Origin of the sequence: Humibacter sp. RRB41, assembly GCF_022761015.1 — a bacterium.
In the GTDB taxonomy this organism is placed as follows: domain Bacteria; phylum Actinomycetota; class Actinomycetes; order Actinomycetales; family Microbacteriaceae; genus Humibacter.
In genome coordinates this window covers 316,277-331,256 of sequence record NZ_JAKWJQ010000002.1, presented here as the reverse complement: position 1 = coordinate 331,256, position 14,980 = coordinate 316,277, and the positions used below count along the sequence as shown (strand labels likewise).

General features: G+C 67.6%; 13 protein-coding genes. All 13 read left to right on the top strand.

The window, feature by feature from the left end:
- The gene (locus MJ603_RS07365; RefSeq protein WP_243063044.1) at positions 1-264 is read left to right on the top strand and encodes a phosphoribosyl-ATP diphosphatase; all 264 of its coding nucleotides are present in this window, start codon (positions 1-3) and stop codon (positions 262-264) included.
- A 51-nt stretch (positions 265-315) separates the two neighbouring features.
- Complete coding sequence (gene hisG, locus MJ603_RS07360; RefSeq protein ID WP_243063043.1) at positions 316-1,158, top strand: ATP phosphoribosyltransferase; 843 nt, start codon at positions 316-318, stop codon at positions 1,156-1,158.
- Between the two features lie 3 nt (positions 1,159-1,161).
- Positions 1,162-1,926: an imidazole glycerol phosphate synthase subunit HisF gene (gene hisF / locus MJ603_RS07355; RefSeq protein ID WP_243063042.1), complete on the top strand. Its 765-nt coding sequence runs from the start codon at positions 1,162-1,164 to the stop codon at positions 1,924-1,926.
- Positions 1,923-2,339, top strand: coding sequence for a phosphoribosyl-AMP cyclohydrolase (gene hisI / locus MJ603_RS07350; protein WP_374230856.1), 417 nt, complete (start codon positions 1,923-1,925; stop codon positions 2,337-2,339). Before hisF ends, hisI begins: the two co-directional genes overlap by 4 nt.
- Positions 2,336-3,877, top strand: a complete 1,542-nt coding sequence (locus MJ603_RS07345) for an anthranilate synthase component I (protein WP_243063041.1) — start codon at positions 2,336-2,338, stop codon at positions 3,875-3,877. The genes hisI and MJ603_RS07345 overlap by 4 nt, the downstream gene beginning before the upstream one ends.
- Before the next feature lies 1 nt (position 3,878).
- Entirely contained in the window at positions 3,879-4,562 is a 684-nt protein-coding gene (locus tag MJ603_RS07340; protein WP_243063040.1) for a Trp biosynthesis-associated membrane protein, read from the top strand.
- A 36-nt stretch (positions 4,563-4,598) separates the two neighbouring features.
- Complete coding sequence (locus tag MJ603_RS07335) at positions 4,599-4,829, top strand: DUF6704 family protein (protein WP_243063039.1); 231 nt, start codon at positions 4,599-4,601, stop codon at positions 4,827-4,829.
- A gap of 5 nt (positions 4,830-4,834) precedes the next feature.
- Positions 4,835-5,605, top strand: a complete 771-nt coding sequence (trpC, locus tag MJ603_RS07330; protein ID WP_243063038.1) for an indole-3-glycerol phosphate synthase TrpC — start codon at positions 4,835-4,837, stop codon at positions 5,603-5,605.
- A gap of 61 nt (positions 5,606-5,666) precedes the next feature.
- Positions 5,667-6,884, top strand: a complete 1,218-nt coding sequence (trpB, locus tag MJ603_RS07325; RefSeq protein WP_243063037.1) for a tryptophan synthase subunit beta — start codon at positions 5,667-5,669, stop codon at positions 6,882-6,884.
- The gene (gene trpA / locus MJ603_RS07320) at positions 6,881-7,684 is read left to right on the top strand and encodes a tryptophan synthase subunit alpha (RefSeq protein WP_243063036.1); all 804 of its coding nucleotides are present in this window, start codon (positions 6,881-6,883) and stop codon (positions 7,682-7,684) included. Before trpB ends, trpA begins: the two co-directional genes overlap by 4 nt.
- A 130-nt stretch (positions 7,685-7,814) precedes the next feature.
- Entirely contained in the window at positions 7,815-8,807 is a 993-nt protein-coding gene (gene lgt / locus MJ603_RS07315) for a prolipoprotein diacylglyceryl transferase (RefSeq protein ID WP_243063035.1), read from the top strand.
- A 140-nt stretch (positions 8,808-8,947) separates the two neighbouring features.
- Positions 8,948-13,525: a glutamate synthase large subunit gene (gltB, locus tag MJ603_RS07310; RefSeq protein ID WP_243063034.1), complete on the top strand. Its 4,578-nt coding sequence runs from the start codon at positions 8,948-8,950 to the stop codon at positions 13,523-13,525.
- Complete coding sequence (locus MJ603_RS07305; protein ID WP_243063033.1) at positions 13,518-14,975, top strand: glutamate synthase subunit beta; 1,458 nt, start codon at positions 13,518-13,520, stop codon at positions 14,973-14,975. Before gltB ends, MJ603_RS07305 begins: the two co-directional genes overlap by 8 nt.
- Positions 14,976-14,980 lie beyond the last annotated feature (5 nt).

Genomic DNA, 14,980 nt, shown 5'->3' with positions numbered 1-14,980 from the left:
GTGAAAACCTTCGACGAGCTGTTCGCCGAACTCGCCATCAAGGCCGAGACCCGTCCAGCGGACTCAGGCACCGTACGCGAGCTCGATGCCGGCATCCACGCCATCGGAAAGAAGATCGTCGAAGAGGCTGCCGAAGTATGGATGGCGGCCGAGTTCCAGAGCGACGACGAGACGGCAGAAGAAGTCTCCCAGCTGCTTTACCACCTTCAGGTGCTCTTGCTGAAGAAGGGCCTCACGCTGCAGGACGTGTACCGACATCTGTGATGTGCGCATCGATGACCGTGACCAGCAGACCGTGAGGAAGACCAGCAGACCATGCTGAAGATCGCCGTGCCCAACAAGGGCTCGTTGTCGGAGACCGCCGCCGTGATGCTCGCCGAGGCGGGCTACACGGGCCGAAAAGACCCCAAGGAACTCATCGTCGTCGACCAGGCGAACGACGTCGAGTTCTTCTACTTGAGACCGCGCGACATCGCGACCTACGTCGGCAGTGGAGCACTGGACGTCGGCATCACCGGCCGCGACCTGATGCTCGATTCCGGCTCACCGGCCAGCGAGATCGACGAGCTCGGCTTCGCGGCGTCCACGTTCCGGTTCGCCGGTCCGGCCGGGCGCTTCTCCGAGCTGCGCGAACTCGAGGGACTGCGCATCGCCACCAGCTACGACGGGCTCGTCGGGGCGTTCCTGCACGAGGCAGGCGTCTCCGTCACGCTCGTGAGACTCGACGGGGCCGTCGAATCCGCCGTGCGCCTCGGTGTCGCGGATGCCGTCGCCGACGTCGTCGAGACCGGCTCCACTCTGCGCAAGCAAGGTCTCGAGATCTTCGGACCGGTCATCCTGCAGTCTCAGGCCGTGCTGATCAGCGCCCCAGGGGAGCCGGCATCCGGTCTCGGGACGCTGCACAGGCGTCTTCAGGGCGTGATGGTCGCCAGGCAGTACGTGCTGATCGACTACGACCTGCCTTCGCACCTGATCGAACGCGCGGTTGCCCTGACGCCGGGCGTCGAGTCGCCGACCATCTCGCCGTTGCGTGACTCCGGCTGGGTGGCCGTGCGGGCCATGGTGCCGCGCTTGAGCACGAATCGCATCATGGACGACCTCTACGAGCTGGGTGCTCGCGCCATTCTCGTGACGCCGATCCACGCCGCGAGGCTCTGAGCGATGTCGCTCGCGATCCGCGTCATCCCGTGTCTCGACGTCGCGGACGGCCGCGTCGTCAAGGGCGTGAACTTCCGCGGCCTGCGTGACGCAGGCGACCCTGTCGAACTCGCAGCGAAGTACTACGAGCAGGGTGCGGACGAACTCACCTTCCTCGACGTCACCGCGACGGTGGAGGGGAGGGCGACGACCTACGACGTGGTGCGCCGCACCGCCGAGCAGGTCTTCATCCCGCTCACCGTCGGCGGGGGAGTGCGCAGCGTCGATGACGTTGCGAGGCTGCTGGGCAGCGGCGCAGACAAGATCGGCGTCAACAGCGCCGCCATCGCCCGCCCCGGCCTGCTCACCGAGATCGCCGACAGGTTCGGCGCGCAGGTGCTCGTGCTGTCTCTGGACGTCACGAGGTCGCCTCGCACGGAGTCCGGATTCGTGGTGACCACGCACGGCGGCCGCACGGAGACGGATCTCGACGCACTCGACTGGGCATCCCGCGCCATCGGCCTGGGAGCAGGCGAGCTCCTTGTCAACTCCATCGACGCCGACGGCACGAAGCAGGGCTTCGACCTGGAGCTCGTGCGTCGCATGCGCGAGATCAGCTCCGTGCCGGTGATCGCGTCCGGTGGGGCGGGAGCCGTCGAGCACTTCGCCCCGGCTGTGGATGCCGGCGCGGACGCCGTGCTCGCCGCCAGCGTGTTCCACGACGGCGTGATGACCATCGGCGATGTGAAGGATGCGCTGCAGAGCGCGGGTGCGGAGGTGCGAAGGTGAGCGACGCGGGGCTTCAGCAGCGCACGTTGACGCGGGAGCAGGCATCCGCAGTGCTCGACCGCGTGCGCTTCGACGACAAGGGACTGCTCACGGCCGTCATTCAGCAGTGGGACTCCAAAGAGGTCCTCATGGTGGGCTGGATGGACCGCGAGGCGTTCCAGCGCACGATGACCGAGGGCCGCGTGACGTTCTGGTCGCGATCTCGTCAGGAGTACTGGCGCAAGGGCGACACGTCAGGAAACGTGCAGTTCGTGCGCGACGCCGCACTCGACTGCGACGGCGACACCCTGCTCGTGACCGTCGATCAGATCGGCGCTGCCTGCCACACCGGCACGCGTACCTGCTTCGACACCGACGTTCTGCACCCGACCGTCATCGACCCGGCATCCACGACACCCGAGAGCGCAGCATGACCGACGCCGGCACCACGACGCGAGAGCAGTTCGATCGCCTGATCGGGGATCGACGCGTGATCCCAGTGACCCGCGAGCTCTTCGCCGACGGGGAGACACCCGTCGGCATCTACCGCAAGCTCGCACACGAGCGCCCCGGCACGTTCCTGCTCGAGTCAGCAGAGCAGGGCGGCATCTTCTCCCGCTACTCGTTCGTCGGGGTTGCGGCATTCGGCGTGCTGACGCAGCTGGGCGACGAGTCCGTGTGGCTCGACTATGGTCTCGACGCCGAGCGCGCGTTCGGCGCGGATGCCGCTGCCCGTCTCGCGGAAGCCCCGTCGCTCGACCTGCTCTCGCTCCTGCACCGACGCTGGGAGTCGGAGCCCGTCGAGGGCCTTCCGCCTCTCACCGGCGGCCTCGTCGGCTTCATCGGCTGGGAAGCCGTTCGCCAACTGGAGCGGCTGCCGAACCGCCCGCCCGCCGAGTTCGACGTGCCGGGCCAGGCGCTGTGCTTCGTGGCGGATCTGGTTGCCGTCGACCATCGCTTCGGCACGGTACGACTGATCGCCAACGTGCTGGCCGATGACGTGCACGACTCCGACGAGTTGTGGGCCGACGCGCAGCAGCGCCTCGACCGCATGCAGGCCGGGCTCTCCCGTCCGGCGGAGGCCCACCTCGAGCTGGCCGACTTCGGCGCGGTCCCCGACGCGGTGTCACGCACCGTGCGCGAGGACTTCCTCGCGTCCGTCGAAGATGCGAAGGCGCATATTCGAGCCGGGGACGTGTTCCAGGTGGTGATCTCGCAGCGGTTCGAGCTGCCGAGCGCCGCCGATCCACTCGATGTCTATCGTGTGCTCCGCAGCCTGAACCCGAGCCCGTACATGTACCTGCTGCAGCTGGATCGAGCTCAGGGGGATCCCTACACCGTCGTTGGCTCGTCACCCGAGGCGCTGGTGAAGGTACAGGACCGACGTGCGTACACGCATCCCATCGCCGGTTCCCGGCCCCGTGGTGCCACTCCTGAAGAGGATGCCGAGCTCGAGTCGGAGCTGCTCGCCGACGAGAAGGAGCGTGCAGAGCACCTCATGCTCGTCGACCTTGCGCGCAACGATCTGGCGCGTGTCTGCGTGGCTGGAACCGTCGAGGTCACCGAGTTCATGCGGGTGGAGCGGTTCAGCCACATCATGCACATCGTCTCGTCGGTCGAGGGCGACCTCAGTGACGACGCCACGGCGATCGACGTCTTCCGCTCGACATTCCCGGCCGGAACGCTCTCCGGGGCCCCGAAGCCACGCGCCCTTGAGATCATCGACGACCTCGAGCCTGCTCAGCGTGGTGTCTACGGGGGAGTGGTTGGCTACTTCGGCTTCGGCGGCGACGCCGACCTGGCCATCGCCATCCGCACCGCAACGATCATGGACGGGGTGGCGCGCGTGCAGGCGGGCGGCGGGCTCGTCGCCGATTCGGTGCCCGTGACGGAGTTCGTCGAGTCGCAGAACAAGGCGGCAGCACCACTGCGCGCGGTCGCCATCGCGAACGCGTTGAAGCGGGTGGTCTGAGATGTCAGCGTCACGGTCCGGCCGAAGCTTCAAATACGGGGCCATTCTCCTTGCCCTGGTGGGAAGCGGCCTCGCGCTGTCAGCGTCCACCCAGACCTGGTACACGCTGCATCTCACCGCAGCCGCCGGGCACTCCGCAGCACTCGCGGTGACCGGTTCGAACTCGGCGCCCGCCATCGCGGCGCTGTCGGTGGCCGGCCTCGCATTCGCAGGTGCCCTCGCCCTCGCGGGTCGCGTGCTGCGCTACGTGCTTGCGGTGCTCGGACTCGTGCTGGCCGGGAGTGTCATCGGCTCGGCTATCGGAGCGATCGCCGATCCCTCCGGCTCCAGCATCTCGGTCGTGACGAAGGCGACGGGTATCGCCGGCGATGCCAGCGTGCGTGCGGTGATCGGCAGCACGGATGCCACGGCATGGCCGGCGCTCGCGCTGACCGGCGGCATCCTGCTCGCTCTGGCCGCCGTCGCCGTCATCGCGTTCGCCCACACCTGGCCGACCGCATCCCGCCGCTACGGCGCCGTCAAGGATGCCGCTGAGCCCGTTCGCAGCGACGCCGACGCGCACCTGAGTGCGCGGGACGCCGCGATCGACGACTGGGACGAGCTCAGCCGCGGCGACGATCCGACGGACGGCCCAGTTGACGAGCCGACCGAAGGCCCGACCGAGGACGACCCTCCCGTTCGGTAGACTGGATTCGTATCGTCCCCTCCTGAAATGAGAGTCATGAGCGCTGAGTCCTCGGATCCCGGCCACGGCCACTCGCCCGCCGCCTGGACCGCCGTCATCATCATGCTGATCGGTGTGACAGTGGGAACCTTCGCGTTCTGGTTCGACCAGCCGTGGGTCGTGCTCGCCGGCGCTGTCGTCGTCGTGATCGGGCCGATCGTCGGCGGAATCATGTCGCGGGCCGGCTACGGCGTGAACGGGCCGAAGTACCAGCCCAAGGGCCACTGACCGCTGTGCTGACCGACCTCGTCGACGGGGCGGTGGCGGATGCCCATGCCCGCGCCGTCGACACGCCTCTCGATGCCGTTGTGGCGGCCGCAGCGCAGGCAGCGCCCGCGCTGGATGCTCTCGATGCGTTGGCACCGGCATCCGCCGTCAAGATCATCGCGGAGGTGAAGCGCGCGAGCCCCTCGCGCGGACGGCTGGCCGACATTCCCGACCCCGCGGCGCTGGCCACGGTGTACCAGCAGGCGGGCGCGAGTGCCATCAGCGTGCTCACCGAACAGCGCAAATTCCTCGGTTCGCTCGACGACCTGCGCGCGGTTCGAGACGCCGTCACGATCCCGGTGCTGCGCAAGGACTTCATCGCCGATCCGTACCAGGTGTACGAGGCGAGAGCCGCGGGAGCCGACATCGTTCTGCTCATCGTGGCCGCGCTCGACCAGCCGACGCTCGTCTCGCTCCACCGGCTCGCGGCGTCGCTCGGCATGACCGTGCTCGTCGAGACCCACTCGGCAGAGGAGATCGCGAGGGCGCTGGATGCCGGAGCTTCGCTGGTCGGCGTGAACGCCCGCAATCTCAGCACCTTCGAACTCGATCGCGACCTCTTCGGATCGCTCGCCGACAGCATTCCTTCCGGCGTCGTCCGCGTCGCGGAGTCGGCGGTGCTCAGCGCGGCCGACGTCGCGCACTACCGAGAGGACGGCGCCGACGTCGTGCTGGTGGGCGAGGCCCTCGTCACCAGCGACCCGCTCGCGACGCTCTCGGAATTCCTCTCAGCGTGAGAGGGTGACACCTCGCACATCCCGTGCCGCACAGCGGCACCACCCCTTCAGGGAAGTGACCATGGCTCTACGCGACCAAACCGGACCGGACTTCGGCGACTACGGCGGCAGATACATGCCGGAATCGCTCATCGCCACGCTCGACGAGCTGTCCGCGGTGTACGAGGCGGCGCAACAGGATCCCGCCTTCGCCGCCGAACTCGCCGAACTGCATGCCACCTACACTGGCCGCCCTTCGATCATCACCGAGGTGCCGAGGTTCGCGAAACACGCCGGCGGCGCCCGCATCATCCTCAAGCGCGAAGACCTCAACCACACCGGTTCGCACAAGATCAACAACGTGCTCGGACAGGCGCTGCTCGTGCGAAGGCTCGGCAAGACCCGCCTGATCGCCGAGACCGGAGCCGGCCAGCACGGCGTCGCAACGGCGACGGCCGCCGCCCTCTTCGGCATGCAGTGCACGATCTACATGGGCGAGGTCGACACCAAGCGCCAGGCGCTCAACGTGGCACGCATGCGCCTTCTCGGTGCCGAGGTGGTGCCTGTGAAGACCGGCTCACGGACGCTGAAGGATGCCATCAACGAGGCCTTCCGAGACTGGGTCGCGAACGCGGACACCACGCACTACCTGCTCGGCACGGTGAACGGTCCGCACCCGTTTCCGACCATGGTGCGCAACTTCCACAAGATCATCGGCGAAGAGGCCAGGCAGCAGGTGCTCGACCTCACGGGGCGCCTGCCCGACGCGGTCGCGGCGTGCGTCGGCGGTGGCTCGAACGCCATCGGCATCTTCCACGCCTTTCTCGACGACCCCGACGTCAAGCTGTTCGGCTTCGAGCCTGGCGGACACGGCATCTCGAGCGGCGAGCACGGAGCGACCCTGAGCGAGGGAACCCCCGGCATCCTGCACGGAACGAAGACGTACGTTCTGCAGGACGAGGACGGCCAGACCAAGGAGTCGCACTCCATCTCCGCCGGCCTCGACTATCCGGGCGTCGGTCCGGAGCACGCGTGGTTGCGCGACATCGGCCGTGCGACGTACCTGCCGATCACCGACGACGAGGCGATGCAGGCGTTCCGGCTGCTGACCCGCACCGAAGGCATCCTGCCGGCGATCGAGTCGTCGCACGCTCTCGCAGGCGCACTGAACCTGGGGAAGCAGCTCGGCGAGGATGCCGTCATCCTGGTGAATCTCTCCGGTCGCGGCGACAAAGACGTCGAGACCGCCGGCGCCTACTTCGGCCTGCTCGACGGTGCTGCAGGGGAGGGACAGGCATGAGCGGAACGACAGTGGCCGCCCACGTCGCATCGCGGATCGCGGAGGCGAACACGCACCGGGCCGGTGCACTGGTCGGCTACCTTCCCGTGGGGTTCCCCGACCTCGAGACGAGCATCGACGCGGCCGTCGCGATGGCCGAGAACGGCGTCGACGTGCTCGAGTTGGGCTTGCCCTATTCCGATCCGGTGATGGACGGCCCGGTGATCCAGGCGGCGACTCAGCGGGCGTTGCACAACGGTTTCAGGGTGCGCGACGTGTTCACGGCGGTACGGGAGATTCGATCACGGGTCGACGTTCCCGCCCTCGTCATGACGTACTGGAACCCGGTGGTGCAGTTCGGCGTCGAGAGGTTCGCCGACGAGCTCGCGGCAGCGGGCGGCAGCGGGCTGATCACGCCGGACATCACACCTGACTCGGCCGCCGACTGGATCGCCACGAGCGATCGCACCGGACTCGACAGGGTCTTCCTCGCCGCGCCGACGTCCAGTGACGAACGCCTGCACCTCGCGGCCGACTCGTCTCGCGGTTTCGTCTACGCCGTATCGACCATGGGCATCACGGGCGAGCGCAAGGATGTCGACACGGCAGCACGCACGCTCGTCGCTCGTCTGCGAGAGGCGGGCGCCGGCACCGTGTGCGTCGGCATCGGCATCTCGACCGGTGAGCAGGTGCGTCAGGTCGTCGGCTATGCCGACGGCGCCATCGTCGGGTCCGCGCTCGTGCGCGCCTTGGCAGACGGGGGAGTCGCGGGCGTCGCCGACGTGGCCGCCGAGCTCGCGGCCGGCACGGCATCCCACTGAACGACCTCGCAGGCACCCGCCGCGAACGCAAGAACACAGCCGATTTAGACTATGGTGACCGAGGCGCAGAACTCGGGCCAGCCCGAAGGCCGCCAAGGCCCCGTTGCCCGAACGAAAGGGAAACCGACAGGTGATCGCACACCTCAGCATTCCTAGCCCTCCGATCTCCTGGCAGTCCATCCCGATCAACCTCTTCGGACTGCACTGGGACGTGCGCACCTACGCGCTGATCATCCTGGTCGGCATCATCGTCGCCACGATCTGGACCTCACGCCGCCTGACCAGACGCGGCGGAGAGCCGGGCGTCGTGATCGACTTCCTGATCTGGGCTGTCGTGCTCGGCTTGATCGGAGCGCGTCTGTACCACGTGTTCACCCACCCGGAGGACTACTTCTACCCAGGTGCGAACCTGTGGAACGTGTTCGCCATCTGGGAAGGCGGCAACGCGATCTTCGGGTCATTGATCGGCGGCGCGGTCGGCGTGTTCATCGCCAGCAAGCAGACCGGCGTGCGATTCTTCTCGTTCGCCGATGCCATCGCACCTGGGTTGCTCCTCGCCCAGGCGATCGGTCGTCTCGGCAACTACGTGAACCACGAGCTCTACGGCCTGCCGACCAACCTGCCGTGGGGCCTGCAGATCGAGAGCACCAACGCGGCCTACCCGACCGGGCTGCCGGACGGCACCCTGTTCCAGCCGCTGTTCCTGTACGAGATCATCTGGAACGTCGTCGGCGTGATCGTGCTGCTCGCCCTCGAGAAGCGCTTCCAGTGGCGTTGGGGCAAGATGTTCGCCGGTTACCTGATGTGGTACGGCCTCGGTCGCAGCTACCTCGAGTCCATCCGCATCGACCCGAGCGAGTACTCCTTCCTCAGCATCCCGTTCAATGTGTGGGCGGCGTTCCTCGCTTTCGTCCTCGGCCTCGTGATCTTCATCGTGCAGTCCCGCGGGCACCCCGGCGTCGAGCTGAACGTGTACCTGCCAGGGCGTGAATGGGGCAGGGACGACGCTGCGGTAGACTCATTCGACACCGATTCGGATGACGAGGACGACGACGAAGACGACGCCTCCGTCGACGACGAATCAGGTGAAGCCAAGGCCGCAGCCACAAGCTCTGCCAGCTGAACCACCCTCACGGCAACCCCGGCAGTTCACATCGCGCGTCGCACCGAGCTGTGCCTGATCGCACAGCTGACGACACCGAAAGCTTTCCCTGTCCACGGGCCGACGTCGTCCCTCCCTTGATTGATGTGAGGACGGTATCCATGGCCGAGAAGCCTCCGTTTTCCCGGTTCAGCTCCGTGCCGGAAGCGCAGGGTCTCTACGACCCGCGCTTCGAACGCGACGCCTGCGGACTCGCCATGGTGACGACGCTGCGCGGCACTGCCGGGCACGACATCATCGTGAACGCGCTCGACGCTCTGCGTCATCTCGAGCACCGCGGTGCCGTCGGGTCGGATGCCGGCACGGGCGACGGCGCGGGCATCCTGACCCAGATCCCCGACGCGTTCCTGCGCGCGGTGGCCGGCTTCGCACTCCCCGCCGTCGGACGCTACGCGGTCGGCAACGCCTTCCTTCCACTTGATGACGACGACCGGGTCGCCGTCAAGACGGTCATCGAGGGCATCGCCGCCGAAGAGGGCCTCGACGTTCTCGGCTGGCGTGACGTGCCTGTGCGGCCCGATGAGATCGGAACCCTTGCACGCGACGCCATGCCGGCGATCGAGCAGCTCTACGTCGGCAGCGCACGCACGAACGAGAAGGGCACCCCGCTTGCCGGCATCGCCCTTGACCGGCTCACGTTCCGGCTGCGCAAGCGAGTCGAGCGCGAGCTCGACGTCTACTTCGCGTCGCTGTCCAGCCGCACGATGGTCTACAAGGGCATGGTGACCACGCTCCAGTTGGAGCCGTTCTACCCCGACCTGTCCGACGAGCGCTTCGCCTCCAAGTTGGCCCTGGTGCACTCGCGGTACTCCACGAACACGTTCCCGTCGTGGCCGCTCGCCCAGCCGTTCCGCATGATCGCGCACAACGGCGAGATCAACACCGTTCAGGGCAACCGCAACTGGATGCGTGCACGCCAGTCGCAGCTCGAAAGCGAGCTCCTCGGCGACCTGAAGCCGCTCTACCCGATCGTCACGCCGGGCGCGAGCGACTCCGCGTCGTTCGACGAGGTCGTGGAACTCCTCACACTGAGCGGTCGGTCGCTGCCCCACGCCATCATGATGATGGTGCCGGAGGCGTGGGAGAAGCAGACCGAGATCGATCCAGCCCGTCGGGCGTTCTACGAGTACCACTCCATGCTCATGGAGCCGTGGGACGGACCGGCCGCCCTGGTGTTCACAGACGGATCGCTCGTCGGCGCCACGCTGGACCGCAACGGACTGCGGCCGGGACGCTACCTGATCACGGACGACGGCCTCGTCATCCTGGGCAGTGAGATCGGAGTGCTCGACATCGATCCGAGCCGCGTCGTGCGCAAGGGGCGGCTGCGGCCGGGAAGGATGTTCCTGGTCGACACGGTCGAGGGCCGCCTGATCGAGGACGACGAGATCAAAGCATCCCTCTCAGGAGGCGAGCCGTATGCGGAGTGGCTGGATGCCGGTCGCATCCACCTCAAGGATCTTCCGGAGCGCGAGCACATCGTGCACACGCCTGCATCCGTCACGCGCAGGCAGCGCACCTTCGGGTACACGGAAGAAGAGGTGCGCATCCTGCTCGCACCGATGGCGAAGGCCGGCGCAGAGCCGCTCGGCGCCATGGGGTCCGACACTCCGATCGCCGTGCTGTCGGACCGCCCGCGGCTGCTCTTCGACTACTTCACGCAGCAGTTCGCTCAAGTGACCAACCCGCCTCTGGACTCGATCCGCGAAGAGGTCGTGACGTCGCTGAGCCTCGGTCTCGGCCCCGAGCTCAACCTGCTCGACGCGAGCCCAGAGCACACCAGCCAGGTCGTCCTCGACTTCCCGGTGATCGACAACGACGAGCTGGCGAAGATCCAGCACATCGACACGTCGCCCGTGAGCAGCAGCACGGTGACGCTGCGCGGTCTGTATCGCGTCGAAGCCGGTGACGACTCCCTCGAGCGCCGCCTCGACGAACTGTGCGCCGAGGCAGACGAGGCGATCGCGGACGGGGCGAAGTTCCTCGTACTCAGCGACCGCGACTCCACGAGCGACCTCGCTCCGATCCCTTCAATGCTCATGCTGGCCGCGGTTCACCATCACCTCATCCGCACCGAGAACCGGCTCAAAGTCGGTCTCATCGTCGAGGCCGGCGACGTGCGCGAGGTGCACCACGTCGCGCTGCTGATCGGCTACGGCGCGAGCGCCGTCAACCCCTACCTCGCCATGGAGACCTGCGAGGACCTGGTGCGAAGCGGCATGCTCACCGGCATCGCGGGCGACAAGGCCGTCAAGAACCTGATCAAGGCGCTCGGCAAGGGGGTGCTCAAGATCATGTCGAAGATGGGCATCTCCACGGTGTCGTCCTACGCCGGCGCCCAGGCCTTCGAAGCCGTCGGTCTCTCGCAGGAGTTCGTCGACAAGTACTTCACGGGGACCGTCTCGAAGCTCGGCGGCGTCGGGATCGACGTCATCTCGGCCGAGAACCTCGCACGCCATCGCTCCGCGTACCCCGAGGAGAGCGCCGTGCTGACGCACGAGCGCATGGCCACAGGAGGCGAATACCAGTGGCGGCGCGACGGCGCTCCGCACCTGTTCAACCCGGACACCGTGTTCCGGCTGCAGCACTCGACGCGCACGCGCCGGTTCGACATCTTCCGTCAGTACACGAAGCTCGTCGACGACCAGACCGAGCAGCTCATGACGCTGCGCGGAATGTTCACGCTGCGCACCGACATCCGACCGCCCGTCCCTCTCGACGAGGTCGAGCCCGTCTCCGAGATCGTGAAGCGGTTCTCCACCGGTGCGATGAGCTACGGCTCCATCTCGCGCGAGGCGCACGAGACGCTCGCGATCGCCATGAACCGGCTCGGCGGCAAGTCCAACACGGGTGAGGGCGGCGAAGACATCGACCGGCTGCTCGACCCCGAACGCCGCAGTGCGATCAAGCAGGTCGCGTCCGGCCGCTTCGGCGTCACGAGCATGTACCTGACCCACGCGACAGATCTGCAGATCAAGCTCGCGCAGGGCGCCAAGCCGGGAGAAGGCGGCCAGCTGCCACCGACCAAGGTGTACCCGTGGGTGGCCCGCACCAGGCACGCGACGGCGGGCGTCGGCCTCATCTCGCCGCCCCCACACCACGACATCTACTCGATCGAAGACCTCAAGCAGCTCATCTACGACCTGAAGCGCGCTAACCCGGATGCCCGGGTGCACGTCAAGCTCGTCAGCGAGACCGGAATCGGCGCGGTCGCGGCAGGAACCGCGAAGGCACTCGCCGACGTGATCCTGGTCTCCGGTCACGACGGTGGAACGGGCGCTAGCCCGCTGAACTCGCTCAAGCACGCGGGAACGCCGTGGGAGCTCGGGCTCGCCGAGACGCAGCAGACGCTCATGCTGAACGGCATGCGCGACCGTGTCGTCGTGCAGGTGGACGGTCAGCTGAAGACGGGTCGCGATGTGATCGTCGGAGCCCTGCTCGGCGCCGAGGAGTTCGGCTTCGCCACCGCTCCGCTCGTCGTCTCCGGCTGCGTCATGATGCGCGTCTGCCACCTCGACACCTGTCCGGTGGGCGTCGCGACGCAGAATCCCGTGCTGCGCAGCCGCTTCACGGGCAAGCCGGAGTTCGTCGTGAACTTCTTCGAGTTCATCGCCCAGGAGGTGCGCGAGTACCTCGCAGCACTGGGCTTCCGCACGATCGAAGAGGCCGTCGGCCGCGTCGACGTTCTCGACGTCGAGCGGGCGATCGACCACTGGAAGGCATCCGGTCTCGACCTGGCGCCCGTGCTGCACGGACCGCAGTTCGACGAAGATGCCCCGCGCAGCAACCACCGCAAGCAGAACCACGAGATCGACAAGCACTTCGACAACCGGCTCATCTCCGAGGCTGCGGACGTGCTGCAGAACGGCGGGCACATCGAGCTGTCGTTGCCGATCCGCAACACGGAGCGCGCGGTCGGCACGCTGCTCGGCCACGAGGTCACGAAGCGCCACGGCGAGCACGGCCTGCCGGCCGGGTCGATCGATGTGACACTGACCGGTTCCGCCGGCCAATCGCTCGGAGCGTTCCTGCCGGGCGGTATCACGCTGCGTCTCGAGGGCGACTCGAACGACTACGTCGGCAAGGGTCTCTCGGGGGGACGTATCGTGGTGCGCCCCGACCGGGCGAGCGTGTTCCCCGCTGAACGCAACGTCATCGCCGGCAACGTGATCGGCTACGGCGCTACCCAGGGCAGCATGTTCATCCGCGGCATTGTGGGGGAGCGGTTCCTGGTTCGCAACTCCGGTGCGACGGCCGTCGTCGAAGGCGTCGGCGACCACGCCCTCGAGTACATGACGGGCGGTCTCGCGCTCATCCTGGGCGCGACGGGACGCAACCTCGGCGCCGGCATGTCGGGTGGCACAGCCTACGTGCTCGATCTTCGCGAGGAGCGGATGAACCGCGAGGCACTCGCCGCCGGCGAGCTCGAGCTCCTCCCGCTGGGCAGCGGCGACATCGAGATCGTCCGCGACCTGCTGGAGCAGCACGTCGCTGAGACGGATTCCGCGGTGGCCGCTCGGCTGCTCGGCGATCTTGAAGCGGCATCCGCACGCTTCACCAAAGTGCTGCCGCGCGACTACGCCGCGGTGCTCGCAACACGCAAGAACGCCGTCGACGAGGGGCTCGACCCCGACGGAGACGTCGTCTGGAACCGGATTCTGGAGGTGACCGGTGGGTGATCCGAAGGGCTTCCTGAAGGTCACGGAGCGCGAGGTGCCCAAGCGGCGCCCGGTCTCCGTGCGCTTGATGGATTGGAAAGAGGTCTACGAGGGCGGCGACGCCGCACAGCTGAGCCGTCAGGCCGGGCGCTGCATGGACTGCGGAATCCCGTTCTGCCACAAGGGATGCCCGCTGGGCAACCTGATTCCGGAGTGGAACGACCTGATGTGGCGCGGCGAAGGCCGCCAGGCGATCGAGCGGCTGCACGCCACGAACAACTTCCCGGAGTTCACCGGCCGCCTGTGCCCCGCTCCGTGCGAGGACTCGTGCGTGCTCGGCATCAGCCAGCCGCCTGTGACCATCAAGCAGGTGGAGCAGACCATCATCGACCAGGCATGGTCGAACGGCTGGGTGCAGCCGCACCCGCCGCAGCGCCTCACCGGCAAGACGGTCGCCGTCGTCGGTTCCGGTCCTGCGGGGCTCGCTGCCGCCCAGCAGCTCACGCGAGCCGGCCACACCGTGGCGGTGTACGAGCGCGACGACCGGATCGGAGGCCTGCTGCGGTACGGCATCCCCGATTTCAAAATGGAGAAGAAGCAGATCGAGGCGCGCCTTGCGCAGATGACGGCCGAGGGAACGCGGTTCCGTGCGGGCGTCGACATCGGCGTGGATGTCTCGTGGCCGGACCTCAAGGCGCGGTACGACGCCGTCGTGGTCGCCACCGGCGCCATGGTGCCGCGTGACCTGCCGATTCCGGGTCGCGACCTCGCCGGCGTGCACTATGCCATGGAGTACCTGGTGCAGCAGAACCGGGTGGGAGCCGGCGATTCTGTGCCGATGCAGATCAGCGCGGAGGGCAAGCACGTCGTCGTCCTCGGCGGCGGCGACACCGGCGCGGACTGCATCGGCACGGCGCACCGTCAGAAGGCGGCATCCGTGACCAACCTGGCGATCGGCACGCAGCCTCCGTCGGAGCGTCCAGAGCACCAGCCGTGGCCGACGACACCGAACCTCTTCGAGATGCAGAGCGCGCACGAAGAGGGCGGAAAGCGGGAGTTCCTCGCCTCGACCGTCGAGTTCGTGGGAAACGAGGTCGGAGAGGTCGTCGCGATCCGCGTCGCCGAGACCGAGTACCTCGACGAGCGACGCGTGCCCAAGACGGGCACCGAGCGCGAGATCCCCGCCGATCTCGTGCTGCTGGCCCTCGGATTCACCGGGCCGGAGCAGGAAACGCTATCCGGCCAGCTCGAGCTGCCGTTCGACGACCGCGGCAACGTGTCGCGCGACGGCGACTACCAGACGACCGAGGCCGGCGTGTTCGTCGCCGGCGACGCGGGCCGCGGTCAGTCGCTCATCGTCTGGGCCATCGCCGAGGGCCGTGCTGCGGCTGCGGCAGTGGACCGCTATCTTGAAGGAGAGACCCACCTCCCATCGCCCGTCAGGCCGACCGACCGCGGGATCTCGATCTAACGCTC